Origin of the sequence: Stenotrophomonas nitritireducens (assembly GCF_050984405.1) — a bacterium.
In the GTDB taxonomy this organism is placed as follows: Bacteria; Pseudomonadota; Gammaproteobacteria; order Xanthomonadales; family Xanthomonadaceae; genus Stenotrophomonas; species Stenotrophomonas nitritireducens_B.
Genome location: NZ_CP158790.1, coordinates 1,054,017 through 1,079,093 on the forward strand (window position 1 = coordinate 1,054,017; position 25,077 = coordinate 1,079,093).

The 25,077-nt window shown below is 70.6% G+C and carries 20 protein-coding genes; 13 read left to right on the forward strand and 7 right to left on the reverse strand.

From position 1 onward, the window contains the following. The first annotated feature begins 2 nt into the window (after positions 1-2). The 4 genes from ABTV91_RS04365 (at position 3) to ABTV91_RS04380 (ending at position 4,707) form a co-directional block, all read left to right on the forward strand. Entirely contained in the window at positions 3-1,115 is a 1,113-nt protein-coding gene (locus ABTV91_RS04365) for a serine hydrolase domain-containing protein (RefSeq protein WP_433853401.1), read from the forward strand. 167 nt (positions 1,116-1,282) lie between these two features. Continuing rightward, a complete protein-coding gene (locus tag ABTV91_RS04370; protein WP_433853402.1) occupies positions 1,283-1,933 on the forward strand; it encodes a response regulator in 651 nt (216 codons plus the stop codon). After that, a complete protein-coding gene (locus tag ABTV91_RS04375; RefSeq protein ID WP_433853403.1) occupies positions 1,930-3,759 on the forward strand; it encodes an ATP-binding protein in 1,830 nt (609 codons plus the stop codon). The genes ABTV91_RS04370 and ABTV91_RS04375 overlap by 4 nt, the downstream gene beginning before the upstream one ends. Positions 3,760-3,969: 210 nt before the next feature. After that, complete coding sequence (locus ABTV91_RS04380) at positions 3,970-4,707, forward strand: AfsR/SARP family transcriptional regulator (protein WP_433853404.1); 738 nt, start codon at positions 3,970-3,972, stop codon at positions 4,705-4,707. A 47-nt stretch (positions 4,708-4,754) separates the two neighbouring features. Here the strand turns inward: ABTV91_RS04380 and ABTV91_RS04385 are convergent, their stop codons facing one another. Continuing rightward, positions 4,755-6,950, reverse strand: coding sequence for a primosomal protein N' (locus ABTV91_RS04385; RefSeq protein ID WP_433853405.1), 2,196 nt, complete (start codon positions 6,948-6,950; stop codon positions 4,755-4,757). 163 nt (positions 6,951-7,113) lie between these two features. Beyond that, positions 7,114-7,335: a hypothetical protein gene (locus tag ABTV91_RS04390; protein WP_433853406.1), complete on the reverse strand. Its 222-nt coding sequence runs from the start codon at positions 7,333-7,335 to the stop codon at positions 7,114-7,116. Positions 7,336-7,438: 103 nt separating this feature from the next. On the opposite strand from ABTV91_RS04390, the gene ABTV91_RS04395 reads away from it, so the two are divergent. From ABTV91_RS04395 to sppA, 4 genes are all read left to right on the forward strand, one after another. After that, positions 7,439-8,455, forward strand: a complete 1,017-nt coding sequence (locus tag ABTV91_RS04395; protein WP_433853407.1) for a hypothetical protein — start codon at positions 7,439-7,441, stop codon at positions 8,453-8,455. After that, the gene (locus ABTV91_RS04400; RefSeq protein ID WP_433853408.1) at positions 8,442-9,017 is read left to right on the forward strand and encodes a DUF3106 domain-containing protein; all 576 of its coding nucleotides are present in this window, start codon (positions 8,442-8,444) and stop codon (positions 9,015-9,017) included. Before ABTV91_RS04395 ends, ABTV91_RS04400 begins: the two co-directional genes overlap by 14 nt. Positions 9,018-9,168: 151 nt before the next feature. After that, positions 9,169-10,533 (forward strand): MATE family efflux transporter, encoded by a 1,365-nt coding sequence (locus ABTV91_RS04405; protein ID WP_433853409.1) that lies wholly within the window; start codon positions 9,169-9,171, stop codon positions 10,531-10,533. Between the two features lie 69 nt (positions 10,534-10,602). After that, positions 10,603-12,510 carry a signal peptide peptidase SppA gene (gene sppA, locus ABTV91_RS04410; protein WP_433853410.1) on the forward strand — a complete coding sequence of 636 codons (1,908 nt, stop codon included), beginning with the start codon at positions 10,603-10,605 and terminating at the stop codon, positions 12,508-12,510. Between the two features lie 65 nt (positions 12,511-12,575). Here sppA and ABTV91_RS04415 read toward each other — a convergent pair whose 3' ends face one another. Together ABTV91_RS04415 and ABTV91_RS04420 are read right to left on the reverse strand one after the other, a co-directional pair. Next, positions 12,576-12,797, reverse strand: a complete 222-nt coding sequence (locus ABTV91_RS04415) for a hypothetical protein (RefSeq protein ID WP_433853411.1) — start codon at positions 12,795-12,797, stop codon at positions 12,576-12,578. 116 nt (positions 12,798-12,913) lie between these two features. Then, complete coding sequence (locus ABTV91_RS04420) at positions 12,914-13,048, reverse strand: hypothetical protein (RefSeq protein WP_433853412.1); 135 nt, start codon at positions 13,046-13,048, stop codon at positions 12,914-12,916. Positions 13,049-13,439: 391 nt separating this feature from the next. Between ABTV91_RS04420 and ABTV91_RS04425 the strand changes: the two genes are divergently transcribed. From ABTV91_RS04425 to ABTV91_RS04445, 5 genes are all read left to right on the forward strand, one after another. After that, the gene (locus ABTV91_RS04425) at positions 13,440-14,213 is read left to right on the forward strand and encodes an SDR family oxidoreductase (protein ID WP_433853413.1); all 774 of its coding nucleotides are present in this window, start codon (positions 13,440-13,442) and stop codon (positions 14,211-14,213) included. A 91-nt stretch (positions 14,214-14,304) separates the two neighbouring features. Beyond that, a complete protein-coding gene (locus ABTV91_RS04430) occupies positions 14,305-15,360 on the forward strand; it encodes a type 1 glutamine amidotransferase domain-containing protein (RefSeq protein ID WP_433853414.1) in 1,056 nt (351 codons plus the stop codon). 29 nt (positions 15,361-15,389) lie between these two features. Further along, positions 15,390-16,100 carry a response regulator transcription factor gene (locus ABTV91_RS04435; RefSeq protein WP_433853415.1) on the forward strand — a complete coding sequence of 237 codons (711 nt, stop codon included), beginning with the start codon at positions 15,390-15,392 and terminating at the stop codon, positions 16,098-16,100. Then, positions 16,087-17,307, forward strand: a complete 1,221-nt coding sequence (locus tag ABTV91_RS04440; RefSeq protein WP_433853416.1) for a sensor histidine kinase — start codon at positions 16,087-16,089, stop codon at positions 17,305-17,307. The genes ABTV91_RS04435 and ABTV91_RS04440 overlap by 14 nt, the downstream gene beginning before the upstream one ends. A gap of 455 nt (positions 17,308-17,762) precedes the next feature. After that, positions 17,763-20,663, forward strand: a complete 2,901-nt coding sequence (locus ABTV91_RS04445; RefSeq protein ID WP_433853417.1) for a TonB-dependent receptor — start codon at positions 17,763-17,765, stop codon at positions 20,661-20,663. Between the two features lie 171 nt (positions 20,664-20,834). On the opposite strand, the gene ABTV91_RS04450 is transcribed toward ABTV91_RS04445, so the two are convergent. From ABTV91_RS04450 to ABTV91_RS04460, 3 genes are all read right to left on the reverse strand, one after another. Next, complete coding sequence (locus ABTV91_RS04450; RefSeq protein WP_433853418.1) at positions 20,835-21,539, reverse strand: DUF4124 domain-containing protein; 705 nt, start codon at positions 21,537-21,539, stop codon at positions 20,835-20,837. A gap of 116 nt (positions 21,540-21,655) precedes the next feature. Beyond that, positions 21,656-22,216, reverse strand: coding sequence for a Sua5/YciO/YrdC/YwlC family protein (locus tag ABTV91_RS04455; protein WP_433853419.1), 561 nt, complete (start codon positions 22,214-22,216; stop codon positions 21,656-21,658). A 242-nt stretch (positions 22,217-22,458) separates the two neighbouring features. Further along, positions 22,459-24,963, reverse strand: coding sequence for a DNA topoisomerase I (locus ABTV91_RS04460; protein ID WP_433853420.1), 2,505 nt, complete (start codon positions 24,961-24,963; stop codon positions 22,459-22,461). Between the last annotated feature and the right edge of the window lie 114 nt (positions 24,964-25,077).

The following is a 25,077-nucleotide window of genomic DNA, read 5'->3' on the forward strand; positions in this document are numbered from 1 at the left end:
CGATGCGCGCCACACCACACCGGCTGTTCCTGCTCCTGGCGTCGCTTGCGCTGTTGGTCGCTTTCCCGGCGAGCGCCGGTCCGCTGGAGAACGCCAACGCCGCGACCCGGGACTTCATCCGCACGACGATGAAGGAAAAAGGCATTCCCGGCCTGCAGATCGCCGTCGTCCAGGGCGACCGCCTGCTGCTTTCCGAAAGCCACGGCCTGGCCAACGTCGAGAACCGGCAGCCGGTCGAGCGCACGACCCTGTTCCCGATCAACTCGGCGACCAAGGCGTTCACCGGCGTGGCGGTGATGCAGCTGGTCCAGGCCGGCCGCATCGACCTGGAGGCGCCGATCTCGACGTATCTGCCGGATCTTCCGCCGGACTGGCGCGCAATCCGCGTGCGCCAGCTGCTCGCGCATGTCTCCGGTCTGCCGGACATCGTCGGTGCGCAGGGCCTGGCTGGCGGCGGATCGGAACAGGCGGCCTGGCGCACCGTGATGCGCATGCCGATGGAGGCGGCGCCAGGCGAGCGCTTCGCCTACAACCAGACCAACTACGGCCTGCTGGCGCGGATCGTCGAACGGCAGGCCGCGATACCGTACGCGGACTACGTGGCCGGGTACCAATTCGCACCGGCCGGCATGCGCCGGTCGCGGTTCGGCGACAGCTACGACCTGGTCCCCGGCGCGGCCACCGTGTACAGCTTTTTTCCGCGCCCGAGCGAGGCGCCGGATGCGCCCGCGCGGCTGTCGCACTGGTTCCATGACGTGCCGCACGGGCTGTGGGCGGGCGGCGGCATCCAGACCACCGCCGACGAACTCGCGCGGTGGCTGATCGCGCTGCGGCAGGGACGGCTGGTCCAGTCGCACCTGCGCGAGCGCATGTGGACGCCGGAACGATTGAACGACGGCACCGCCGGCGCCTGGGCGGCCGGTTGGCCCGTGGCCGGCGCATCGCCCCATCGCGAGGTGAGCAGCCTGGGCGGCGCCCGCGCGGCGATGCGCATCTATGCGGACGAAGGCCTGGCCATCGTCGTGCTGACCAACCTGGTCGGCGCCGATCCGCAGGACTTCATCCCACGGATCGCCGGGTTCTATCGCGCTCTGCCGGCGGCGGACCGTCGCTGAGCGGCCATGCCGCTCGGCTGCCGCCCGCCCGCGCCGCTGTTCCATGTGTCGGCACGCTGCAGGTGCGTGGCAGCGGCCGGCCCTGCGCCAGCAGTGAGGGAGTGAGAGATTTCCGGGCCAGGCGCTAGACTGCGTCTCCATACGGGAACGCTGGGGAGCGGGTGCCGATGGAGCTGTCTTCCATCCTGATCGTCGACGACATGGAGGCTTCGCTCGCGAGGCTGGAGCGGCTCCTGCGCGAAGCGGCGCCCGCACCTCAGGCGCAGGTCCATGCCGCGGCCGACCTGGCCGGCGCGCGCGGACTGCTGCAGGCCCGTCCTTTCGACCTGGCGCTGGTGGACATGCAGCTGCCCGACGGCACCGGTATCGACCTGATCCACTGGATGCGCGCGCACGCGCCGGCGGTGCAGGCGGTGGTGGTGTCCGCGTTCGCCGAGGAGGAGGCGATCTTCTCGGCGTTGCGCGCCGGCGCGGTCGGCTACCTGCTCAAGGACCGCGACGATGTCGAACTGGTCGTCGCGCTGCGCAGCCTGCAGCGCGGCGGCGCGCCGATCGACCCGATGATCGCGCGGCGCATCCTGGCGCTGCTGCCCCAAGACGCTGTGCCCACGCCGGCACCGCCGGTGCAACTGTCCGCGCGCGAACTGGACATCCTCAACCTGGTCGCGCAGGGCTACGGCAACCGCGAGATCGCGGACCTGCTGGGCCTGTCGCGGCTCACCATCGAGAGCCATACCCGCAACATCTACCGCAAGCTGGCAGTGGGGTCGCGCACCGCCGCCGTATTCGAGGCGCGCAGCCTCGGACTGCTGCCGTGATCCGCTGGTGCTGGCTGCTGCTCGCGCTGGCATTGGCGATGCCGGCGCACGCCCATGGCGATGGCGTGCTGCGCATCGACCGCGCCGAGGCGGTGCGCGCCGACTGGAACGCGTGGCAGCCACCGGCCGTCGGCTGGGAGCCGGTGGCGCTGGCCGACCAGTGGCAGACCCGCTGGCCGGCGCACGACGGCGTGGTCTGGTACCGGCTGCGCTGGCGGCAGGCCGACGCCGCGCAGCCCACCGGCCTGCTGCTGGACTACACCTGCATGGCCGCGGCGGTGTATCTCAACGGCAGCCTGATCGACCGCGATGCGTCGCTGGTCGAGCCGCTGTCGCGCCGCTGGCAGGTGCCGCGCTACTTCCTGCTGCAGTCGCCGCTGCTGCGCACGGGCGAAAACGAACTGCTGGTGCGCGTGTCGGGGCTGGCGGCGTACCAGCCTTCGCTCGGCGTGGTGGACGTGGGCGATCCGCGGATCCTGCAGGGGCGTTTCCGCCAGGAGATGTTGATCCGCCATGACCTGCAGCTGCTCGACAGCGCCATCGGCTTCGTGCTGGCGGCGGTGATCGGCCTGTTCTGGCTGCTGCGCCGCACGGAGACGATGTACGGCTGGTACGCCCTGAGCGCGGTGTTCGGGCGCCTGTACGACACCAATTTCTTCGCCACCAGCCCGTGGCCGTTCGCCACCACCGACGGCTGGCAGGCCTTCATAGGCGGCTGCTACGCGATGTCGGCCGCGACGCACGCGGTGTTCCTGCTGCGCTTCAGCGAGCGGCGCTGGCCGCGGTTCGAGCGCCTGCTGCTGGGCGCGGCGACGGCGGTGATGGCGCTGGCGCTGCTGTGGCCGCAGTGGATGGGGCCCAACCGCAATGTCTACCTGGTGCCGACCATCGCCTTCCTGTACCTGGTGTCGTTCGTATTCATGGGTTACGCGCTGCGCAGCGGCCGCCGCGACTGCCAGGTGCTCGCGCTGTGCATCGTCGTCCCGGTCGCGGTGTCGCTGCACGACCTCGGCGTGTACATGGGCTGGTATGGCGGAGTCAGCTACCTCGGGGCGATCACCTCGCCGCTGATCGTGCTGGGCATGGGCTTCGTGCTGGCCTACCGCTTCGCCAGGACCATGCAGCGGGTGGAAGGCTTCAACGCCGAGCTCCGCCATGAGGTGCAGCAGGCGACCACGCAGCTGGCCGCCACCCTGCGGCAGCAGCATGCGCTGGAACTTGCGCACAGCCGCGCCGGCGAACGGCTGCAGCTGGTGCGCGACCTGCACGACGGTTTCGGCGGCACGCTGGTGGGCGCCATCGCGCGCATGGAACAGGCGCCGCAGGAGATGCCGCACCGGGAGATGGTGGCGCTGCTGCGCGGGATGCGCGACGACCTGCGCCTGGTGATCGACAGCACCGCGCACGAGCACGCGGACCTGGCCGAGCTGATCGTGCCGATGCGGCACCGCGCCAGCCAGCTGCTCGACGCGGCGGGCATCGATGCGCGCTGGCACCTGGACGATGCGCGCGGCGTCGAGCTTGGCGCCAACCGCAGCCTGGATCTGCTGCGCCTGCTGCAGGAGGCGCTGACCAACGTGTTCAAGCACAGCCGCGCGCGGCGCGTGGACATCCGGGTGCGCCGCTCCGGCGACCGCCTCCGGCTGCAGGTGGAGGACGATGGCGTGGGCCTTCCCGCCGCCGGCACCGGGGCCGCGGCGGTAGGCGGCGCCGGCCTGGCCAGCATGCGCCAGCGCGCGCACCGGCTGGGTGCGGAACTGGACGTGCGCGCGCGCGACGGCGCGCCCGGCACGCGGGTGGCGCTGGACGTTCCACTGGCCGGTTGAGCACCGGCCGGACCCGCTACCTGATTTCGTGGATGTGGCCGCGGCCGTGGCGGGCTAAGGTCCCCGCCCATGCACGGCAGGCGCCGTGCGCGGGCCGCGTCGCCTTCGGCGGCACCGGTTCCGGTCAGGGGATGGGCGAGCGGAGGGGATATGTACCCACCAGGGGAAGGCCGCGGCGACGCGGCCGCCGGCCGTGCGCCGGTGCGGCTCATGGGCGCGTGCGCGGGCATCCCGGCGCCGCTGATCTACCGCAAGGGCTGGGCGTTGCTGGGCTACCTGGCCGCCGAGCCGGAACGCCGCCATCCGCGCCTGGCGCTGGCGATGCTGTTCTGGCCGCAGCTCGGCGAAGCGCAGGCGCTGACCAACCTGCGACAGGTGCTGTGCAACCTCAACCGCTACTGCCGGCAGCGGCTCGGGCCCGACGTGCTGTGCGTGAAGCGCGATGGCGTGGAGCTGCGGCGCGCCGGGCGGACGCTGTTCGACATCGACCGCCTGCCGCGCGATCCCGGGGCGGCGCTGGCCGTGCTGGATGGGCAGTGCTCCTTCCTCGCCGGCATGGAAGACGTGGCCGGCGCCGATTTCCGTTCGTGGCTGGAAAGCGTGCGCCTCACCCTGGAGGCGGAGCTGGTCGGCGTCGCCGAACGCCATTGCGACGGGCTGCTGGCCGCCGGCAGGTGGGAAGGCGCGCTGCAGGCGGCGCGCGTGCTGCTGCAGCGCGATGCCTGGAACGAGGCGCACGCGCGCCGGGCGATGCGCGCCTACCTGGGCCACGGCATGCGCGCGGCGGCGGTGGCGGTATACGCGCGCATCCAGCAGGCGCTGCACAGCGACCTCGGCGTCGATACCCAGCTCGAGACCCGCCGGCTGCTGGCCTGGATCTGCGAGGACGGGTGGACGCCGCCGGTCGATGCCGGATCGGCCGCGCGGCGCGTGGCGGTCGATGCCTGAGCGGCGCAGCCACGCACGGCAAGCGCGCTGCGGCGGATGAACCGCCGTCAGTACAGGTCCATCGGGTCCACGTCCAGCGACCAGCGCACGCGCCGCGCCTGCGGCAGCGCATGGACCTGGGGCATCAGCCCGTCGAGCAGCCCGTGCAGCGCGCGCCGCTGCGTGGCCGACAGCAGCAGCTGGGTGCGCTGGAAACCGGCGCGGCGCGGCATCGGCGCCGGCATCGGGCCATAGCGTTCGACAACGCTTTCCGCGGGGATCAGGTGCCGGGCCGCGCCCAGGAATTCGTTGGCCTGTTCCGCCTGCCGGGCCTCGGCGCGCAGCAGCGCCAGATGCGCGAACGGCGGGAAGCCGGCGGCCTCGCGCTGCGCCAGTTCGGCGTCGGCGAAGGCGTGGTAGCCGCCGTTGACCAGCGTGTGCAGCAGCGCGTTGTCCGGATGGTGCGTCTGCAGCCAGACCTCGCCGGGGCGGTCGGCGCGGCCGGCGCGCCCGGCGACCTGGATCAGCTGCTGGGCCAGCTTCTCGCTGGCGCGGAAATCGGCCGAGAACAGGCCCTCGTCGATGCCGACCACCACCACCAGGGTCAGCCGCGGCAGGTCGTGGCCCTTGGCCAGGATCTGCGTGCCGACCAGGATGCCGGGCCGTTCGCCCAGTGAGGCCAGGGTCTGCTCCAGCGCGTCGCGGCGCGCGGTGGTGCCGCGGTCGATGCGCAGCACCGGGACATCGGGAAACAGCTGCAGCAGCCGTTCCTCCAGCCGCTCGGTGCCGATGCCCTGCGGCTGCAGCGCCAGGCTGCCGCAGTCCGGGCAGGCCAGCGGCACCGGCGCGCGCGCGCCGCAGTGGTGGCACTGCAGGCGGCGCCCGGCGCCGTGCACGGTCATCGGCGTGGTGTGCAATGGCGTGCTGCAGCGCCGGCAGGGCGCGGTCCAGCCGCAGTCGTGGCACAGCAGCACCGGCGCGTAGCCGCGGCGGTTCTTGAACACCAGCACCTGGTTGCCGGCGCGCAGGTGCTGTTCGATGCCGGCCAGCACTTCCGGCGACAGGCCGTCCTGCAGCGGCCGCTTGCGCACGTCGAACACCCGCACCGCCGGCGGCCGCGCGTCGCCGGCGCGCTGCTGCAGGCGCAGGTGCGCGTAGCGGCCGGCGCGCGCGTTGTGCAGCGATTCCAGCGACGGCGTGGCGCTGCCCAGCACCACCGGCACGTCCAGCGCCTTGCCGCGCACCAGCGCGAAATCGCGGGCGTGGTAGCGGATGCCGTCCTGCTGCTTGTAGCTGCCGTCGTGTTCCTCGTCGACGATCAGCAGCCCGGCCTGCGGCAGCGGCGTGAACACCGCCGAGCGGGTGCCGACGATCACCCGTGCCTGCCCGCGCGAGGCCGCCGCCCACACCCGCGCGCGCTCGTTGTCGTTCAGACCCGAATGCAGCGCGTGCACCGCGATGCCCAGGCGGGCGCGGAAGCGGGCGAGCATCTGCGGGGTCAGGCCGATCTCCGGCACCAGCACCAGCGCCTGCCGGCCCTGTTCCAGGCAGCGGGCGATGGCCTGCAGGTAGACCTCGGTCTTGCCGCTGCCGGTGACGCCGTCCAGCAGGAAGGGGTGGAAACCGTCGGCCGCGGTGATCGCGTCGATCGCCACCTGCTGCTGCGCGTTGGGCGCCGGGCCGGGTAGCGGATGGGCGACCGGCATCTCGGCCGGCATCGCCACCCGCCGCGCGAAACCGCGCTTGAGCAGGGCGCGGCTGGCTTCGCGCCAGCCGTCCATGCGCGATTGGAGGGTGTCCTCGGCCAGCGGGCCGTCGCCCAGCAGTCCGGCCAGGCGCTGCGGCCGGGTGCCGTTGCGCAGGCGCGGCAGGCCGTCGCGGCCGGCGTCGGTCAGTTCCCAACCCCAGCCATGGGTGTCGGGCAGGGGCTCGCCACGCCGCAGCGGCGCCGGCAGCGCGGTGGCGGCCACTTCGCCCAGTGGCGCGTGGGTATAGCGCGCCAGCCAGCGCAGCGAGGCGAGCAGTTCCCCGCCCAGCAGCGGCGGGCCGTCCAGCCATTCGAAGGCCTCCCGCAGCGCCGCCGCATCGTCCACGGTGCCGATGCCCTCGACCACGCCGACCAGTTCGCGGTTGCCGAACGGAACCCGGACCCGGCGCCCGACGTCGCCGGCAAGCGGGGAGGGACTGCCGGCCGGCGGCAGGTAATCGAAGGTCTGCGGCAACGGAACCGGCAGGGCGATGCGCAGGGTGGGGCAGGTGGGCATGGGCGGCAGTGTAGGTGCCGGCCGTTGCCCGGCACACCCCCGGCGCACCGCCAGGTCCAGCGACCTTCCGCGCTCGCCCGCCACGGCCGCCAACTTGCGTGCGCTTGTTCCCGCCGGGAGCATAAACACCGCGTAAACACAGGCCGCCACTGGAGATTTGGGTTTATCCACACAACATGTGGATAACTCTGTGCATCAGCGTTGTGCTCCACGCGTCCAGGGCGGTGGTTGAAGCCTTTCCCTCAACTTGGTCAAAAAATAGCCATACGATCAATCCATTTAAAATCAATGGCTTGTGCGTGAAACAAAAGCGAAACACGGCCGCGGCGGCGGAATCGCGGCGGATCGCGGCCGGGCTATTGACGCTGTGCACAAGTTGCGGCATGGGCCGTTCCAGCGGTCGTGAAGACGGTGTGCAGGCCGGTGCGCGGGCTGTCCGCAGCGGCGGGCGCGCTGGGTATCATTCCGGCGATGAAGGAGTCCACCTGATGGCTGCACCCGCCACGTCCGCCACGGCTGCAGCCGGTGCCCTGTCCGCTTTCCTCAAAGGCGTCGAACGCCGCGCCCTGGTCGTCGCCGGGCTGCAGGGCGGCGACGAGGACGCCGCCGGCTGGACCGTGGCGGCGGCCATGCGGGCCTTCGCCGGGCCGGCGGCCGGCATGCCCATGGCGGATTGGCCGATACGGTTCTGGAGCCTGCTGTGCGGCAGTCCGTCGCTGCGCGCCCCGTCCACGGGCGGCGGCTGGCCACCGCCGCTGGCGCACCTGCAGGGACTTGCGCCGGCCGAGCGGCTGGCGCTGCTGCTGCGCATCGGCGCCGGACTGGACGAGGACGCCGCGTCGGCGGTCCTGGGCCTGGCGCCGGAAGACTACCGGCGCGCCCTCACCGGCGCCTGCCCGCTGGACGCGCAGGGCTACCCGGATGCGGTGGCCTGGCGCGGGCTGGCCGAGCAGGTGCAGGCGCAGGTACGCGATCTTCCGCCGGCCCGGCTGCAGCAGCTGGAACACCTGCGCCAGCCGATGGCGGCCGACGCGACGCCCGTGAGCAGGCCGGCCGCGGCCGCGCCGCCGCGGGCCGGGGCCGGCGACCGCGCCGCCCGGCCGTCGCGCCGCGCGGGGTCGCGCTGGACCTGGCGGACCTGGCTGCTGCTGTGCCTGCCGCTGCTCCTGCTCGCAGCCGTCGCCTTCTGGTGGTGGCGGGAACACGGACTGGCCCTGCCCGGCACGGCCGCACCGGCGGCCGAGGGCACGGTGTCGGACAACGGCCCGGTGCAGATCGAGGCCTTGCCCGACAGTGATCTTCCCGCCGCACCGCCGGCCGACGGCAGCCGCGCCGCGGCGGACGCGGCGATGCTGGCCGATCCGGAGCTGGCCTTGGCCGAGGACGCCGATTTCTATGCCTGGCACGCGGCCGGCGGCCCGGTGCCGGTGGACGAATCGCAGGCGCAACCGAGCCGCGCCGAACCGGTCGGTACCGCGCTGGAGACGGTCGATGCGGAAGATTGAACGCCTGTTGCCGGCGCTGGCGCTGCTGACGGCGCTGGCCGCGGGGCCGGCGCTGGCGGTGCCGGGCGCCCGTTCGCGGGTCCCCGCCACGCCTGCGCCCGATATCGCGGTGGACCCGCAGGCGCGCTGGTCGGCGCTGGGGCCGGTGCGGCAACAGGAACTGCGCGCGCGCTACGCGGCGTGGCGCGCCTTGCCCGAATCCGAGCGCCAGCGCGTGCGCGCGGCCGCGGGCGCCATGGCCGCCCTGCCGGCGGACGAGCGCGCGGCCCTGCGCGACCGCTTCCTCGGCCTGGACCGCCTGCACCGCGACGGCTGGCGGCTGGGCCCGCAGCTGGGCGCGCTGTACCCGAAACTGCAGCCCCTGCTCGGTTACCTGCCCGAACCGCAGCGCGAACCGATGCTCGCCCTGCTGCGCCAGCTCGATGCGCAGCAGCTGGCGCAGCTGGCCCTGCTGTCGCAGCGCACGCCGCCGCAGGAACGCGACGCGCTGCGCGCGCAGCTGCTGGCCGTGCCCGCCGGCGGCCGCGGCGAATGGCTGCTGCGGAAGACCGAAGCGCGCTGACGGCGGCGCACCGCGCGCGGCCTGGCCGCGGGATCGCGCCGGCGCTGCGGCAACCCTTCACCCCCATTCACCGGCTGCCCTTACAATGGCCGGCTCCCGCGACCCGGCAACAGCGCGTCCCGCGCCGGCCGCAGTCCGCGTTCTTTCCCGTATGTCCACCCTGTCCGCCACGCCGCGCTTCCGCCAGGAAGTGCGCGCCACCGGGTTGCTCGCCCTTCCCCTGGTGCTGGGCCACGTCTCGACCGGCCTGATCGCTTTCGTCGACAACACCATCGCTGGCCACCACGGCACCGATACCTTCGCCGCGGTCAGCATCGGCACCGCCCTGCTGTGGCTGCCGATGCTGGTGCCGATCGGCACCCTGATCTCGCTCACCGCGTCGGTGTCGCAGCTGCACGGCGCCGGCCGCGAGCGCGACATCGGCCCGCTGTTCCGCCAGGCGCTGTGGCTGGGCATCGGCCTGAGTGTGCTGATGTTCGCCTTCCTCAGCGTGGTGCCGGCGTTCCTGCCGGCCTTCGGCATCGCGCCGGATATCGTGCCCGGCGCCACGAGCTTCCTGCACGCCATCCGCTGGGGCGTGCCGGCGCTGACCCTGTACTTCTGCATGCGCTACCTGAGCGAAGGCATGCACTGGACGCTGCCGACCATGCTGCTCGGCTTCGGCGGGCTGCTGGTGCTCGGGCCACTGGGCTATGCGTTGTGCAACGGCCGGTTCGGTTTTCCCGAGCTGGGCGCCGAAGGCCTGGGCATCGCCTCGTCGGTGACGATGTGGGTGCAGGCGCTGTGCTTCGCCGCCTACCTGTGGAAGACCCGGCGCTTCGCCCACCTGCAGCTGTTCGGCCATTTCGAGCCGCCGCGCTGGCGCGCGATCTGGGACCTGCTGCGCACCGGCCTGCCGATCGGCATCACCGTGCTGATGGAAGGCGGCCTGTTCATCATCACCGCGCTGCTGATCGGCCGCATCGGCGCGGTGGAGGCCAGCGCGCACCAGATCGCCATCAACGTCGCCCAGCTGTGCTTCATGATCCCGATGGGCGTGGCCGAGGCCACCACGGTGCGCGTCGGCCATGCGGTGGGCGGCAACGATCCGCTGGGCGTGCGCCGCGCCACCTGGGCCGGCTACGCCATCGTGCTGGTCACGCAGATGCTGTCCATCACCGTGCTGCTGCTCGGCCACGACGCGGTGGTGCGGCTGTACACCGACGACCTGGCCGTGGCCGCGCTGGCCTCCACGCTGCTGCTGTACGCGGCCACTTTTCAGTTCCCCGACGGCATCCAGGTGCTGTCGGCCGGCGCGCTGCGCGGCCTCAAGGACACGCGCGTGCCGATGTTCATCGCCATGTTCGCGTACTGGGGCGTGGGCATGCCGCTCGGCGCCGGGCTCGGCCTGGGCCTGGGCTGGGGCCCGCAGGGCATGTGGATCGGCCTGATCATGGGCCTGACCGCCGCCGCGGTGCTGATGGGCTGGCGCCTGCGCGTCAGCAGCCGGCGCCTGCTGCACCGGCCGGCCCCCTGACTTGAAGCCCATGCCGGCCCTGCCGGTAATGGGTATCCTGCGTTGCAACAAGCCCCTTATGGAGCGTCCATGAACCCCCCGCCGCTGCCCCGCCGCAACCCCATCGCCAGCTTCTTCGTCGGGCTGTGGGACGTGATGAACTTCACCCGCCGGCTGATCCTCAACCTGCTGTTCTTCGGCCTGCTGTTCCTGGTGCTGATCCTGTTCATGGTGGCCATGGGCAAGGGCGCCTCGTCGGCCAAGGTGCTGCAGGACCGCACCGCCCTGGTGATCGCGCCGGAAGGCCGGCTGGTCGAGCAGTACAGCACCGACCCGGTCAGCCGTGCGCTGGGCAAGGCGCTGGGCGACACCAACGTCGAGGAACTGCAGCTGCGCGACCTGGTCCGCGCGATCGAGGCGGCCAAGGACGACAAGAAGATCGAGCGCGTGGTGCTGAACCTGGACAAGCTCCAGCCCAGCGGCTTCGCCTCGATGCGCGAAGTGGCCGCCGCGCTGCAGGAGCTGCGCGCGGCCGGGAAGCAGGTCGTGGCCTTCAGCGAGAACATGGGCCAGTCGCAGTACCTGCTGGCCGCGCAGGCCGACGAGGTCTACCTGGACCCGATGGGCAGCCTGCTGCTCGAGGGCCTGGGCCGTTACCGCCAGTACTTCCGCGCCGGCCTGCAGGACAAGCTGGGCGTGGACGTGCACCTGTTCAAGGTGGGCGAATACAAGTCGGCCGCCGAGCCCTACGTGCTCGACGCCGCCTCGCCGCAGGCCAAGGAAGCCGACCTGTTCTGGATGAACGACGTGTGGCAGCGCTACCTTGGCGACATCGCCACGGCGCGCAGGCTCGACGCCGCGCAGCTGGCCGCCGGCATCGACACCCTGCCCGAAGGCATCGCCGCCGCCGGCGGCGACCTGGCGCGCTTCGCGCTGCAGCAGAAGCTGGTGGACGGGCTGAAGACCCGCGAGGAAGTGGAAGCGCTGCTCGCCGACCGCGGCGTGGCCGACGGCGATGCCGACGGCGGCTTCCGCCAGATCGCGCTGGGCGACTACCTGACCCAGGTCGACGCGCGCCGTTCGCCGATCGACAAGCGCCCGCAGGTGGCGGTGGTGGTGGCCGAGGGCGAGATCGCCGGCGGCGACCTGCCGGCCGGCCGCATCGGCGGCGTCTCCACCTCGGCGCTGCTGCGCGAGGCGCGCGACGACGACGACGTGAAGGCCGTGGTGCTGCGCGTGGATTCGCCCGGCGGCGAAGTGTTCGCCTCCGAGCAGATCCGCCGCGAGGTGGACGCGCTCAAGGCCGCCGGCAAGCCGGTGGTGGTGTCGATGGGCGACCTGGCCGCCTCCGGCGGCTACTGGATCAGCATGAACGCCGACCGCATCTACGCCGACGAATCGACCATCACCGGCTCGATCGGCATCTTCGGCATGATCCCCAACTTCGCGCGCAGCCTGGACAAGATCGGCGTGCACACCGACGGCGTGGGCACCACCCGCTTCGCCGGCGCCTTCGACGTCACCCGCCCGATGGAACCGGCCGTGGGCCGGGTGATCCAGTCGGTGATCGACAAGGGTTATGCCGACTTCACCGGCAAGGTGGCGCAGGCGCGCGACCGCAGCGTGGAGGCCATCGACGAAGTGGCGCGCGGCCGCGTGTGGAGCGGCGCGCAGGCGAAGGAGCGCGGGCTGGTGGACGAGTTCGGCGGGCTGAAGGCCGCGGTGGCCGACGCCGCTACGCGCGCCAAGCTCGGCGGACAGGACAAGTACCGCGTGCGCTACATCGAGAAGATGGCCACCCCGTTCGCGCAGTTCATGACCGGCTTCGCCGGCAGCCGCGCCGGCGCGTGGATGCTGTCCGACTCCGGCCTGGCGCGCATGATTCTGGCGCGCACGATGCCGGAAATGGACACGCAGCTGCGTTTCGTCGAGGACGCGGCGAAGGACCGCAACAGCGCGCCGGTGAAGGCGCTGGCCTACTGCTTCTGCGGGTTGTGACGGCCCGCGCCGCGTGACCCGGCAACGCCGCCTCCGGGCGGCGTTGTCGTTCGTGGGATGCGCCCCTACGGCACGGTCTCTGCGGCCGAAACGGCCTTCTGTCCGCTCCTGGCCGCCTCTTCGGTCGCGGCCGCGGCGGCCCTGGCTTCGGCCAGCGGCTGCGCGACGGCCCCGCGCATCGCCGCGGCCTGCGGGTCCGGCCGGCGCTCGGTGTCCGGCGGCTGGGGACTGCCGCAACCGGCGAGCAGCAGCAGGGCGGACGGCAACAGGCAATGACGGCGGTTCATCGGCATGCTCCTGTGGAAGCCGGCCACATCCTGACACAATGCCGGTGGAGGGCCCGCGTCCGCGCGGCTGTCCCGCCGCCTTACCCGCCCGCGGGCGCCGGCCGGAACACCACGTTCTAGATCGACAGGAACCGGCCGCTGCCGTCGCCGTTGCCGAGGTAGAGCAGGGTGATGTCGGCATCGCGCCAGCGCCTCGCGCTCCGGCGCCCGCGGATCGTCGAGGAAATCCCGGCGGTGCGATGGCGCGCCATGGCGGGCCTCCAGGTCGGCCAGCGCCGCGACTGGCGGCAGGTCCCGCCGGGCCAGGTCGAGCGACAGCTGACACCCGCCCGTCGCGGTAGTACGCGCGCTCGATGAATGCATGTCCGCCCAGGCGCAGGCCGTCGATGCGCACGCACTCGCGGTCGCCGCCGTGCAGCCGGCGCGGCGCCGTGGGTACGCCCGCGCCCGGCACCGTGGCCAGCAGCTGTGCGGCGGTCATGTCGGCGCGCACGCCGGCGAACAGCGATTGCGCGCGCGCGGTTCCGCCCGTGCAGGACAGCAGCGCGAGCGCCGCCGCTGCCGCGATGCCGGACGGGAAGGACGGCAGCGGGCGGGGCGTGGGCATGGGCCGGCCGTGGGGTGGGCGGTATGCTACGACGCATGAACACGAACCGCTGGCGGCTGGACGGACAGACCGCACTGATCACCGGCGCCAGCGCCGGCATCGGCCTGGCGATCGCGCGCGAACTGCTCGGTTTCGGCGCCGACCTGCTGATGGTGGCGCGCGACGCCGATGCGCTGGAGCAGGTGCGCGACGACCTTGCCGAAGAGTTTCCCGACCGTGCGATCCATGGCCTGTCCGCCGACGTCGCCGACGACGAGGACCGCCAGGCGATCCTGGACTGGGTCGAGGACCATGGCGGCCTGAACCTGCTGGTCAACAATGCCGGCGGCAACATCACCAGGCCGGCCAACGACTACAGCGAAGACGAGTGGCGCGGCATCTTCGAAACCAACCTGTTCTCCGCGTTCGAACTGTCGCGCCATGCCTACCCGCTGCTCACGCGCCACGCGTCGTCGGCCATCGTCAACGTCGGCAGCGTTTCCGGCATCACCCACGTGCGCAGCGGCGTGGTCTACGGCATGACCAAGGCCGCGCTGCAGCAGATGACCCGCAACCTCGCCTGCGAGTGGGCCGAGGACGGCATCCGCGTGAACTCGGTGGCGCCCTGGTACATCCGCACCCGCCGTACCTCCGGGCCGCTGTCCGACGCGGACTACTACGACGAGGTGATCGCGCGCACGCCGATGCGCCGCATAGGCGAGCCGGAAGAGGTGGCCGCCGCGGTCGGCTTCCTGTGCCTGCCGGCGTCGAGCTACGTCACCGGCGAGTGCATCGCGGTGGACGGCGGCTTCCTGCGCTACGGGTTCTGAGCCGCCCGCTGGCAGCGTGGACTGATCCTGGTTCTACATCGCCGTTGCAACGTGGCCGCGTACCGAACAGGGCGCGGCCCGGGAGTGGAACATGCGGCGTTGGATCAGACGGGTGTTGCTGGGTGGGTTCATTGCGGCGATGACGCTGGCGGCGGGTATCGGCCTGTACCTGCACAGCCTCGACCTGGACAGCCAGCCGCCGCCCGATCCACGCAGCAGCGCCGCCGACCTGGCGTTCCTGCGCGGCGCGCCGCCGCCGACGCGCGGCCGGATCCTGGCGGTGGTCAGCAGCGCCGCGTATTTCCCGGGCACCGCGAAACGCGCCGGTTTCGAACTGACCGAGCTGTCGCGCGCCTATTACACCTTCCTCGCCAATGGCTACGCGGTGGATATCGCCAGCCCGCTGGGCGGCACCCCGCAGATGCGCGTGGATGACGAGGACATGGGCGCGGCCGACCATGCCTTCCTCAACGATGCGCAGGCGCGGGCGAAGCTCGCCGCCAGCCTGCCGCTGGATCAGGTGGATGCCTCCGGTTACGCCGCGGTGTATTTCGTCGGCGGCAAGGGCGCGATGTTCGACTTTCCCGGCGATACCGCCATCGCGCGGATCGTGCGCCACGTCCACGATACCGGCGGCGTGATCGGTGCGGTATGCCATGGCCCGGCGGCGTTGCTCGGGGTGGCGCTGGGCGACGGCACGCCGCTGTTGCGCGGCCGCCGCGTCACCGGCTTCACCAATGCCGAGGAACTGTTCCTGATGGAGGACGCGCGCCAGCGCTTCGGCACGCTGCTGCAGGATGCGCTCGCGGCGCAGGGCGGACATTTCGTCGAAGGCGCGCTGTATCTGGACAACACCGTGGTCGACGGCCGCCTGGTGACCGGGCAGAACCCCTGGTCGACGTGGTCGGTCGCCGAGGCGATGGTGAGGGCGCTGGGCCATGCGCCGGCGGCGCGCGAGGCTACCGGCGAGGAGCAGGCGGTGCGGGTGCTGGAGGCGTACCGCCGGGGCGGTGCCGCCGCCGCGCGCGCGGCCCGCCAGGCGCTGCCCGCCGCCGACAAGCGGCTGCTGCTGATGCATGCGCTGGTGGCGGCGATGCAGCGGCGCTGGCGCGATGCCTGGCACTTGCAACGGCTGGCGCATGGATGACTACACTCGCGCTCCGACGGGAAAAGGCGATGACGCTGCGCGCACCCACACTGCGGCTGTTGCTGGTGGAGGACGATGTCGACATCGCCGCCGGCCTCGGCGATTACCTGGACAGCCATGGCGTGGAGGTCGATTTCGCCTGCAACGCGCCGCAGGCGCGCCTGCGCCTGCAGGCGCAGGCATTCGACCTGGTGGTCCTGGACGTGAACCTGCCCGGCCAGGACGGACTGGCGTTGTGCCGCGAGCTCAAGCGCGGCGGCGGCCTGCGCCCGCCGGTGCTGTTCCTCACCGCGCGCGGGGCGCTGGACGACAAGCTGGCCGCGTTCGAGGCGGGGGCGGTGGACTACATGGTCAAGCCGTTCGCGCCAGCGGAACTGCTGGCCCGTGCCCGTGCGATCACAACGCACGCGGCCCAGGGCGGTGGCCTGCCGCTGCGCGCCGGCGGCTATGTGCTGGACCTGCAGCGCCACCTGCTGCAGCGCGGCGGGCATTCGCTGCCGCTGCATGCCGCCGGCTTCGTGCTGATGCGCGAGCTGATGCGGGCCAGCCCGGGTTTTGTATCGCGGCAGGCATTGTGCGAACAGTTGTGGCAGGGCGAGCCGCCGGACAGCGACCCGCTGCGCATGCATGTCTACCAGCTGCGCCAGCACTGCCTGCGCGTGTTCGGCGTGCCGCTGATCGCCACCGTGCGCGGCGTCGGTTATCGCTTCAGCGGGGAGGGCGCGGATGCGCCGGCGTAGCCTGCGGCAGGCGCTCGTCCGGCGCTGGATGCTGTTTGCCGCGCTGCTGTCGCTGCTGTTCGCCGGCGCCACCGTGTTGCTGCTGTTCGTGCTGGAGGACAGCTTCATCGACCGGCGCCTGCGCACGGTAGCGGCGACCCTGCCGCCCGACGCGCACCCGCTGGCCCTGCCCGCGCATTTCCAGTGGGTTCCCTTCGACCGGCTCCCGGTGCCGGAACAGCGACGCCTGGCCGATCGGACCGTGGGGGCGATCGCCGAGTTCCGGCGCGCCGATGGCCGTTACGTGCATGCGCTGCTGGTACCGGCGCCCGGCGATGCGCGCGCGGTGCTGCTGTATGACGTGACGGGCGAGCTCACGGTGACCGCCGGCCTGCCGGCCGGGATGGGCTATGCCGCGGCCGTGTTCGCCTTCACCCTGCTGTGCGCCTGGTTGCTGGCCAACGCCTTCGTCGGCCGCGCGGAGCGGCACGCGCGGCGCCTGCTGGCGCAGGTGCGGTCGGCGCCGGAACCGGCCAGCCTGGAGGCGATGGCCCGTGACGAGCCGGTGAGCGAGTTCGCCGAGATCCTGCGCCTGCATGCCGATGTCTGGCGGGGACGGCACGAGGCCATCGAACGCGAGCGGGAAACCCTGGGCTTCCTCGCGCATGAACTGCGCACGCCGCTGCAGTCTGCGCGCACCAGCCTGGCCCTGCTGGAGGAGGCCGAAGCCGTCTCGCCGGCGTTGCCGCGGCTGCGGCGCGCGTTGTCGCGGCTGGAACGGGCGGGCAATGCGATCCTCTGGCTGTCCGGCGGCACGGTGCTGGCCGGCGCAAGCCGCACGCACGCGCTGTCCGCGATGGAAGAGCTGATCGACGAACTGCGGCCGCTGGCGGCGGCGCGCCTGCAGTCCTTCAGCGTCCGCATCGCGCCGGCGCTGTACTGGGGCGCGCCCTTGGAGGTCGTCGAAACCCTGCTGGCCAATCTGCTGCTCAACGCGATCCAGCACGGCGGCGCGGGCGTGATCGAGGTGGAGGCCGATGCCGGCCGACTGGCGATAGGCAACCGCACGGCGGCGACCGACGCGCCAGGCTTCGGCCTGGGCCTGGAGATCGCCCGGCGGTTGGCCGCACGCATCGGCTGGCGGCTGGAAATGCAGGTATCGGGGGATTCGGCCCGCTGCGAACTGCGCTGGCCGGAGGACGCCGCTGCCGCCGGTACAAGCCGCTAGCCGTGGCCCCTCGACTGGTCTTGATGCGGCGCTGCTCGTTGCGAAGTACTGGCTCGTTCGGCGGGTGAGGCCAGCGGCTTGCCGGATCATCGACCGACCTGGGTTCGATTCCGCCCGGTCTTGGGGGTGTACATACGGAAATATATATAGCCGTATGGATTTTGGTGATTTGGGGGCAAACCGTACCTGGAACAACCTGAAGAGGCTCAATGGAAGGCCTTCTGAAGGTTTCTGAGGCGCGCCGTGGCTAGCGGATGGGGCCCCGTTAAACAAGTTCCATTTGTTATGAAAGTTGCGTTACTCTCGCGCACCGGGCGGTTCGTTAGGCATTTGTTCAGAATTGCGCCCGCTCGGCTTTAGCGGTGACACCTTTGAACTTACGGAGAGAGTTACGAATGGCTACTCGTCACGGTTTCAATGTGTTTTCCAGGGGCGTGAGGCGTACTGCGCTCAGCATGGCACTCAGCATGTGCTTCGTTGGTGCGGCGATCGCCGATACCGGCGGCCTGCGCATCACCATCCGCGGCGCGGATGGCCCGGTCGCCGGCGCCACGGTCCGGATCAGCTCGCCCAGCAGCCTCATCAGCAAGACCGCAACCACCGGCGCCGACGGTACCGCGCGTGTTACCGGCCTGGATCCGGCGACCAACTATACGGTGGAAATCTCGGCCACGGGCTATAGCGACTTCAGCGCCAGCAACGTCGCCGTGGTCAGCGGCAAGGACCTCAGCCTGGGCTACGCGCTGGGTGGTGGCGGCAGCAGCGGCGCGACCAACCTGGACACGATCATGGTGACGGGCTCGGGCCTGGCCGCCATCGACACTACCTCGGCGGTGGTCGGCACCACCTTGACCCTGGACATGACCGAATCGCTGCCGACCGCGCGCAGCTACCAGAGCTACCTGCAGCTGGTGCCGGGCGTGAAGCCCTCGGCGGGCGGCAACCCGGCATCGAAGTCCGGCGTGAACTATTCCGACATCGACGGCGCCATCGGTTCGTCGACCGACAACCTCTATTACATCGACGGCGTCAACGTCACCGATCCGTCGACCGGTACCTTCGGTTCCAACCTGAACTCCGAGATCATCCAGGAAATGCAGGTGCTGACCGGCGGCATTCCCGCCGAGTACGCCGGTGGCCAGGGCCTGATTTCCAAGGTCATCACCAAGTCGGGCAGCAACGAGTGGCATGGCTCGGTCAACTACTACCTGCAGAACGACAGGCTGGTGTCCAAGAACAAGCACCTGGACGACTCCAGCTTCTCCACCTACGACACGGCCGTCACCCTGGGCGGCCCGATCATCAAGGACAAGCTGTGGTTCTTCGCGTCCTACCAGCGCGTCAACCGCGAGGAGGACGTGGTCGACCCGGTCACCCAGGACGTCATGCGTACGGTGAAACAGGACAGCGACCGCAGCTTCGGCAAGTTGACCTGGCAGATGACGGACCGCGACCGCCTGACCGCGACCTTCTTCAACGATCCGCTGGATCGCAGCGGTTCGCTCGATCCCACGGTGCCGAACAACCGCGACCTGACCCGCAAGCAGGGCGGCAACAACTACAAGTTCGAGTACTCCCACGACTGGGACAACCTGGGCCTGGACGTGTATGCGTTCAAGCACGAGTCGGAGCTTTCCCAGTTCGCCGCGAGCAATGATCCGTTCAACAGCGTGGCCTTCCACAACGGCCGCGACGATGCGACCAATACCGACATCAGCCGGGGCGGCACCGGTTCCAACCTGATCACCAACCGCGACTCCAAGGAATTCGGCGCCAGCCTGGATTACCTGCTGAGCACGAACTGGGGCGAGCACACCTTCAAGGCCGGCTTCCTCAAGGGCGAGGGCACGTACGAGGAGCAGACCCTCTATCCGGCCGGCCCGCGCTACACCTCCATCAGCGCGGGCGATGCGGGCACGACGATGGCCCAGTACATGGGCATCGGCGGCTACGCATGGCGCGGCCCGCTTGCCATTTCCTCCACCGACATTGCCCGCCTCATGGCCGCCACCGGCCTGACCCAGGCCCAACTGCTGGCAAAGACCTTCACCGACACCACGGGCAATCCCTACAACCAGGTCAACGTCTACCGCATCCTGCAGTCGGAGAACGAGGGGCTGGCCTACACGGTCAAGTCCAAGCAGACCTCGGCCTACCTGCAGGACAGCTGGACCCTGGACAAGTTCTCGGCCAATGTGGGCATCCGCGCCGAGCGTACCGAGTTCGTCAATTCGGCCGGCGCCACGATCCACAAGTTCGACTGGAACATCGCCCCGCGCCTGTCGCTGGCGTACGACATCAATGGCGATGGCCGCAGCAAGGTCTGGGCGTACTACGGCCGCTACTACGATCCGATCCGTGCGGACATGGCGGACTTCGCCGGCGCGGTCACCGGCCCGACCTACGACGAACAGGTCAACATCGACGGCCAGTGGTACACCTTCCGCCAGCGCGGTCCGGGCGATGCGGCCATCGCGCCGAACATCAAGACGCCGTACACCGACGAACTGATGCTCGGTTACGCCACCAACTTCGGCCAGGACTACGCCTTCTCGGTGACGCTGACCAAGCGCGAGACCAAGGACATCATGGAGGACTACGACCTGGGTCTGTACTCCGACCCGGATGGCGTGGGCGCCGACAGCCAGGCCCCGGCCGGATCGTACTTCTACCTGCCGTATTCCTACTTCGGCTATGCGGACAACCCGGGCACGAACTACGTGCTCGGCACGCTGAAGGGCGGCAAGCGCGAGTACAAGGGCCTGGAAGTCACCCTGCAGAAGGTCAAGAGCAACAACTGGCAGGGCATGATGTCGGTCACCCTGAACGACGCGCACGGCAACACCAACTCGGACGGCAACGCCGACTACCAGGGCGACTGGATCGCGCTGGATCCCCGCGCCCCGAACGCGTGGGGCCCGCAGCCGGGCAACATCAAGCGGCAGTTCAAGGCGTTCGCCACCTACTACTGGGACTTCGGCCTGGAGCTCAGCGGCGTGTTCAACTGGAACAGCGGCACGCTGTACAGCCGTACCTGGCTGACCTCCAGGCGCCACCTGCCGATGATGGACGACCCGTACGAGTACGAAGGCGTGACCGACAGCTGGCTGTCGCCGGGCTCGGTGGGCAGCGAGCAGAGCCCGTCCTATTCCACCCTGGACGTGCGCGCCAAGTACACCAAGGAGCTTCCGGTGGGCAAGGTGGAAGTTTTCCTCGATATCTTCAATATCCTGAACAAGCAGAGCGCAACCCGCATGCAGGACCTCGTCGCGGGTGACGGCATCTACGACTTCGGCCAGGCCGTCGAATGGGTCGAGCCGCGCCGCGCCTACCTGGGCGTGCGTTACTCGTTCTGACGCGGTAGTACATGCTCCGGCCTCCCGCGAGGCCGGAGCGGTTTCACAGGAAGCCCCGTGTTGCTGAAACGCGGGGCTTCTGTTTGCCGGTCACCCGGGCGGGAGCTTCCGACCCGGATGCAGGAAAGCGGCAGCGCATGGGTTGGGCGGAACGCCCACGGGCCGCGCCGGTCAGGGCGCCGCCTCGCAGTCCCGCGCCAGCCGCGCCTCGATGCCGCGCTGCTCGCGGGTGAGGTCCTGGCGTTCGCTCTGCAGGGCGCTGTTGTAGCGGCGTATCAGTTCCCAGCGGCGGTCGCGCAGGCGCGCGCAGACTTCCTGCTGCGGCAGCGGATGGCAGGTATCGCGGACCCAGGTGCCGGTGGCGACCGCCGCGCCGCCCGGGTAGGGACGGGGACGGCCGTGGCCGGGCGGCCGCCCGCCGTGGATGGAGATCCGGCCGGAACCGATGGCGGCGCTGCCGGAGAGGCTGCCGCCCACGCGCACCGGCGGGTAATAGCCGCCGACCCACAGCGGCACCCAGCGCGGATTGCCCACGCCGTCGTCGCTGGTATAACGCCCGCCGTCCGGGGAGATGCATTCGTACAGCGGCTGCGGCGGCTGCACGGTGACGATGCGGATCCCGCGTTCGGCCGGCGCACTGGTGGAGGCCGGCGCGGGAGAGGCCGACGCTGGCCGCGGCGGCGGGTCCTGCGGGCGCTGCATGTCCAGCACCTGCTGGCGCTGGGTATCGTCGCAGGGCGCGTCCTGCAGCGCGACGGCGCCATTGCCCGCCACGCAGCGGTAGATGCGCACGCTGCCGGCGGGCGGCGGCTCGGCGGCCGACGCCACGGTGGGCAGCAGGGTCAGGGACCCGAGCAGGAGCAGGCAGGCGCGCATGGCGCCATGTTGCCGCATGTGGCCGGCGGCGGGTAGGAGCGCACTTCAGTGCGCGATGGGGCTTCGCTGGTGGGGGGGCCGTGCGGGGCGAGCCCCACACCTGCAGGGAGCTGGCCTCAATCGCGCAGCACCTGGCCGGTGGCGGCGATGCGGATGCGGGTCGGCTGGGCGAGCCCGCCGGTGGCGCCGTCGAGCAGGCCATCGAGCTGTGCAAGCAGCGCCGGGTCGAGTTGCCCGCGGCTGCGTGCCGGGGGCTGGCCGGCGAGGTTGGCGCTGGTCGAGACCAGCGGGCCGCCCCAGGCTTCGCACAGGGCGCGCACCAGCGGGTGCGCGCTGACCCGCACGGCAACGCCGTCGTGCGTGCCGGTGATCCAGCGCGGCGTGCGGGGGCCGGCCGGGACGATCCAGGTGTTGGCGCCGGGCCAGCTGTCCAGCACGGCCTGGCGGCGGTCGTCGGCCAGCGCGTCGAGCCGTATCCAGCCCTCCAGCTGCGCAACGTCGGCGGCGGCCAGGATCATGCCCTTCTCGACCGGCCGCTGCTTGAGCGCCAGCAGCTTCATCACCGCTGCTTCATTGGCCGGATCACAGCCCAGGCCCCAGACCGCCTCGGTCGGGTAGGCGATGACGCCGCCGTCGCGGAGGGTGAGGGGGGCGGATTGTAAGGTCAGTTCGAGCATGGTGAGAGTGAAGCCATGAAAGCCCCTCTCCCTCCGGGAGAGGGTTGGGGTGAGGGGCGATGGAGCGTGAGGGTCCGGTTGACCTGACTTCGTTCGTCCCTCATCCGCCCTTCGGGCACCTGCATTCGGCGCATCCATGCGCCTCACCCTTCGGGCGGCTTCGCCGTGCAACCCGGCGATCCTGCCGGGTTGTCTCCCGATGGGAGAAGGGGAGTGGTTACCGGCTTTTCCTTCGTCAGGCATCAGAACGGCGGCGCGTCGTCGGCCGCGGCGGCCTTCTTTTTCACCACGGTCTTCTTCGCGGCGACCTTCCTGGCCGCGGTCGCGGTCTTGGCTGACGTCTTCTTCACTGCCTTCTTGGCCGGCGCCTTTTTCGCGGCGGTCTTCTTCGGCGCGGCTTCCTTCTTCACCGCCGTTTTCCTGGCCGCGGCCTTCTTCGCGCCGAAACCCTTGCGCGCCGGCTTGCCGGTCTCGGCCATCAGCTGCTGCACTTCGGCCAGGGTCAGCGAAGCCGGCTCGCGGTCCTTCGGGATCTTGCCGTTGAGGGTGCCGTCGCTGATGTAGGGACCGAAGCGGCCGTTGAGCACCTGGATGTCCGAACCCTCGAACTCCTTGATGATGCGGTTGCGCGCGATCTCTTCCTTCTCCTCGATCAGGAACACGGCGCGCGCCAGGTCGATCTTGTACGGATCGTCCTCCTTCTTCAGCGAGGCGTAGGTGCTGCCGCGCTTGGCGAACGGGCCGAAGCGGCCGATGCCCACGCTCACTTCCTCGCCGTTGGCGTCGGCGCCGAGCTTGCGCGGCATGTCGAACAGCTTCAACGCATCGTCCAGCGAGATCGAATAGATGCTCTGGCCGGGCTGCAGCGAGGCGAACTTGGGCTTCTCCTCGTCATCGACGGTGCCGATCTGCACCATCGGGCCGAAGCGGCCGATGCGTGCGCTGACTTCCTTGCCGCTTGCCGGGTCGGTGCCGAGCACGCGCGCGCTGCCGGCGTCGGTGCGGTCCAGCGATTCGCTCTTGTCGCTCACCAGTTCCTTGAACGGGCCCCAGAAGCGCTCCATCAGCGGCACCCACTCCTCCTCGCCGCGCGACACCGCGTCCAGCTCGTCCTCGAGCCTGGCGGTGAAGTCGTAGTCGACGTATCGGGTGAAATGGCTGGACAGGAACTTGCTGACCGCGCGGCCGACGTCGGTCGGCTTGAAGCTGCGGCCTTCCATCTCGGTGTACTTGCGGAACAGCAGGGTCTGGATGATCGAGGCGTAGGTCGAGGGACGGCCGATGCCGTACTCCTCCAGCGCCTTGACCAGCGCCGCTTCGGTGAAGCGCGGCGGCGGCTGGGTGAAGTGCTGGTCGGCGGCGATGCGCTCCAGCGGCACGTTGTCGCCGGGTTTCATCGCCGGCAGCTTGCGGCCTTCGTCCTCGTCTTCCGCATTCCTGCTGTCCTTGCCTTCCTCGTAGACGGCGAGGAAGCCGGGCACCACCACGGTGGTGCCGCTGGCGCGGAACACGTGTTCGCTGCCGGCGGAGAGATCGACGCTGACGGTGTTGAGCGTGGCCGGGATCATCTGGCAGGCCACGGCGCGCTTCCAGATCAGCTCATACAGCCTGCGCTCGTCGTCGGTCAGGTATTTGCCGACCTGGGCCGGGGTGCGCAGCGCCGAGGTCGGGCGCACCGCTTCGTGCGCTTCCTGCGCGTTCTTGCTCTTGGTGGTGTAGGTGTTGGGCTTGTCCGGCAGCGAAGCGGTGCCGTAGTCGCGGGCGATCACGTCGCGGATCTCGACCAGCGCGTCCTGCGACAGATTCACCGAGTCGGTACGCATGTAGGAGATCAGGCCGACCGTGCCTTCTTCGCCGATCGCCACGCCTTCGTACAGCTTCTGCGCCACCTGCATGGTCTTGCGCGTGGTGAAGCCGAGCTTGCGCGAGGCTTCCTGCTGCAGGGTGGAAGTGGTGAACGGCGGCGCCGGGCGGCGCTTGCGCTCCTTGCTGGCGACATCGGTGACGTGCAAGCGGCCCTGCGCGGCCTGCTGGATGCGCAGGCGCGCGGCCTCGGCGGTGTCGCCATCGGTGATGGTGAACTGTTCGAACTTCTGCCCGTCCAGCTTGATGAGCTTGGCCGAGAAATGCTGGGTCGGGTGCGCGCAGTCGGCCTCGATGGACCAGTACTCGCGCGCCTTGAACGCCTCGATCTCCTCCTCGCGCTCGACGATCATGCGCAGCGCCGGGCTCTGCACGCGGCCGGCGGAGAGGCCGCGCTGCACCTTGCGCCACAGCACCGGGGAGAGATTGAAGCCGACCAGGTAATCCAGCGCCCGGCGCGCCTGCTGGGCGTCGACCAGGTCGTCGGCGATGGCGCGCGGCTGCGCCATCGCTTCCTTGATCGCGCGCGGGGTGATCTCGGTGAAGACCACGCGCTGCATCGACTTGTCCTTCAGCAGCCCGCGTTCTTTCAGGATTTCCGCGATGTGCCAGCTGATCGCCTCGCCCTCGCGGTCCGGGTCGGTCGCCAGGAAGATGTCGTCGGCGCTCTTGGCGGCCTTGGCGATGGCCTCGACATGCTTCTCGTTCTTTTCGATCAGGTCGTAGCGCATGGCGAAGCCATGGTCCGGATCGACCGCGCCTTCCTTCGGCACCAGGTCGCGCACGTGCCCATACGAGGCCAGGACGGTGAAGTCCTTGCCGAGGTATTTGTTGATCGTCTTGGCCTTGGCGGGCGATTCGACGATGAGCAGGTGCTTGGGCATGTCAATGATTCTTGCGGGGGAGGGCAGGGCCCGGTGGGGGCGCTAGGGTGGCGCAAACGCGCCCTTTAGTGAAGCAGCGGCGGCCGATCCGTATATGCCGACGCCCGGGCAGGG

Coding starts and splice junctions, on each gene's coding strand:
- ABTV91_RS04385 (WP_433853405.1), bottom strand. CDS start 6,950: ATGCCCACCTGCCCCACCCTGCGCATCGCCCTGCCGGTTCCGTTGCCG.
- ABTV91_RS04370 (WP_433853402.1), top strand. CDS start 1,283: ATGGAGCTGTCTTCCATCCTGATCGTCGACGACATGGAGGCTTCGCTC.
- ABTV91_RS04420 (WP_433853412.1), bottom strand. CDS start 13,048: ATGGCGCGCCATCGCACCGCCGGGATTTCCTCGACGATCCGCGGGCGC.
- ABTV91_RS04445 (WP_433853417.1), top strand. CDS start 17,763: ATGGCACTCAGCATGTGCTTCGTTGGTGCGGCGATCGCCGATACCGGC.
- ABTV91_RS04435 (WP_433853415.1), top strand. CDS start 15,390: ATGACGCTGCGCGCACCCACACTGCGGCTGTTGCTGGTGGAGGACGAT.
- ABTV91_RS04365 (WP_433853401.1), top strand. CDS start 3: ATGCGCGCCACACCACACCGGCTGTTCCTGCTCCTGGCGTCGCTTGCG.
- ABTV91_RS04415 (WP_433853411.1), bottom strand. CDS start 12,797: ATGAACCGCCGTCATTGCCTGTTGCCGTCCGCCCTGCTGCTGCTCGCC.
- ABTV91_RS04430 (WP_433853414.1), top strand. CDS start 14,305: ATGCGGCGTTGGATCAGACGGGTGTTGCTGGGTGGGTTCATTGCGGCG.
- sppA (WP_433853410.1), top strand. CDS start 10,603: ATGAACCCCCCGCCGCTGCCCCGCCGCAACCCCATCGCCAGCTTCTTC.
- ABTV91_RS04380 (WP_433853404.1), top strand. CDS start 3,970: ATGGGCGCGTGCGCGGGCATCCCGGCGCCGCTGATCTACCGCAAGGGC.
- ABTV91_RS04390 (WP_433853406.1), bottom strand. CDS start 7,335: ATGCCGCAACTTGTGCACAGCGTCAATAGCCCGGCCGCGATCCGCCGC.
- ABTV91_RS04455 (WP_433853419.1), bottom strand. CDS start 22,216: ATGCTCGAACTGACCTTACAATCCGCCCCCCTCACCCTCCGCGACGGC.
- ABTV91_RS04460 (WP_433853420.1), bottom strand. CDS start 24,963: ATGCCCAAGCACCTGCTCATCGTCGAATCGCCCGCCAAGGCCAAGACG.
- ABTV91_RS04400 (WP_433853408.1), top strand. CDS start 8,442: ATGCGGAAGATTGAACGCCTGTTGCCGGCGCTGGCGCTGCTGACGGCG.
- ABTV91_RS04405 (WP_433853409.1), top strand. CDS start 9,169: ATGTCCACCCTGTCCGCCACGCCGCGCTTCCGCCAGGAAGTGCGCGCC.
- ABTV91_RS04395 (WP_433853407.1), top strand. CDS start 7,439: ATGGCTGCACCCGCCACGTCCGCCACGGCTGCAGCCGGTGCCCTGTCC.
- ABTV91_RS04425 (WP_433853413.1), top strand. CDS start 13,440: ATGAACACGAACCGCTGGCGGCTGGACGGACAGACCGCACTGATCACC.
- ABTV91_RS04450 (WP_433853418.1), bottom strand. CDS start 21,539: ATGCGCGCCTGCCTGCTCCTGCTCGGGTCCCTGACCCTGCTGCCCACC.
- ABTV91_RS04440 (WP_433853416.1), top strand. CDS start 16,087: ATGCGCCGGCGTAGCCTGCGGCAGGCGCTCGTCCGGCGCTGGATGCTG.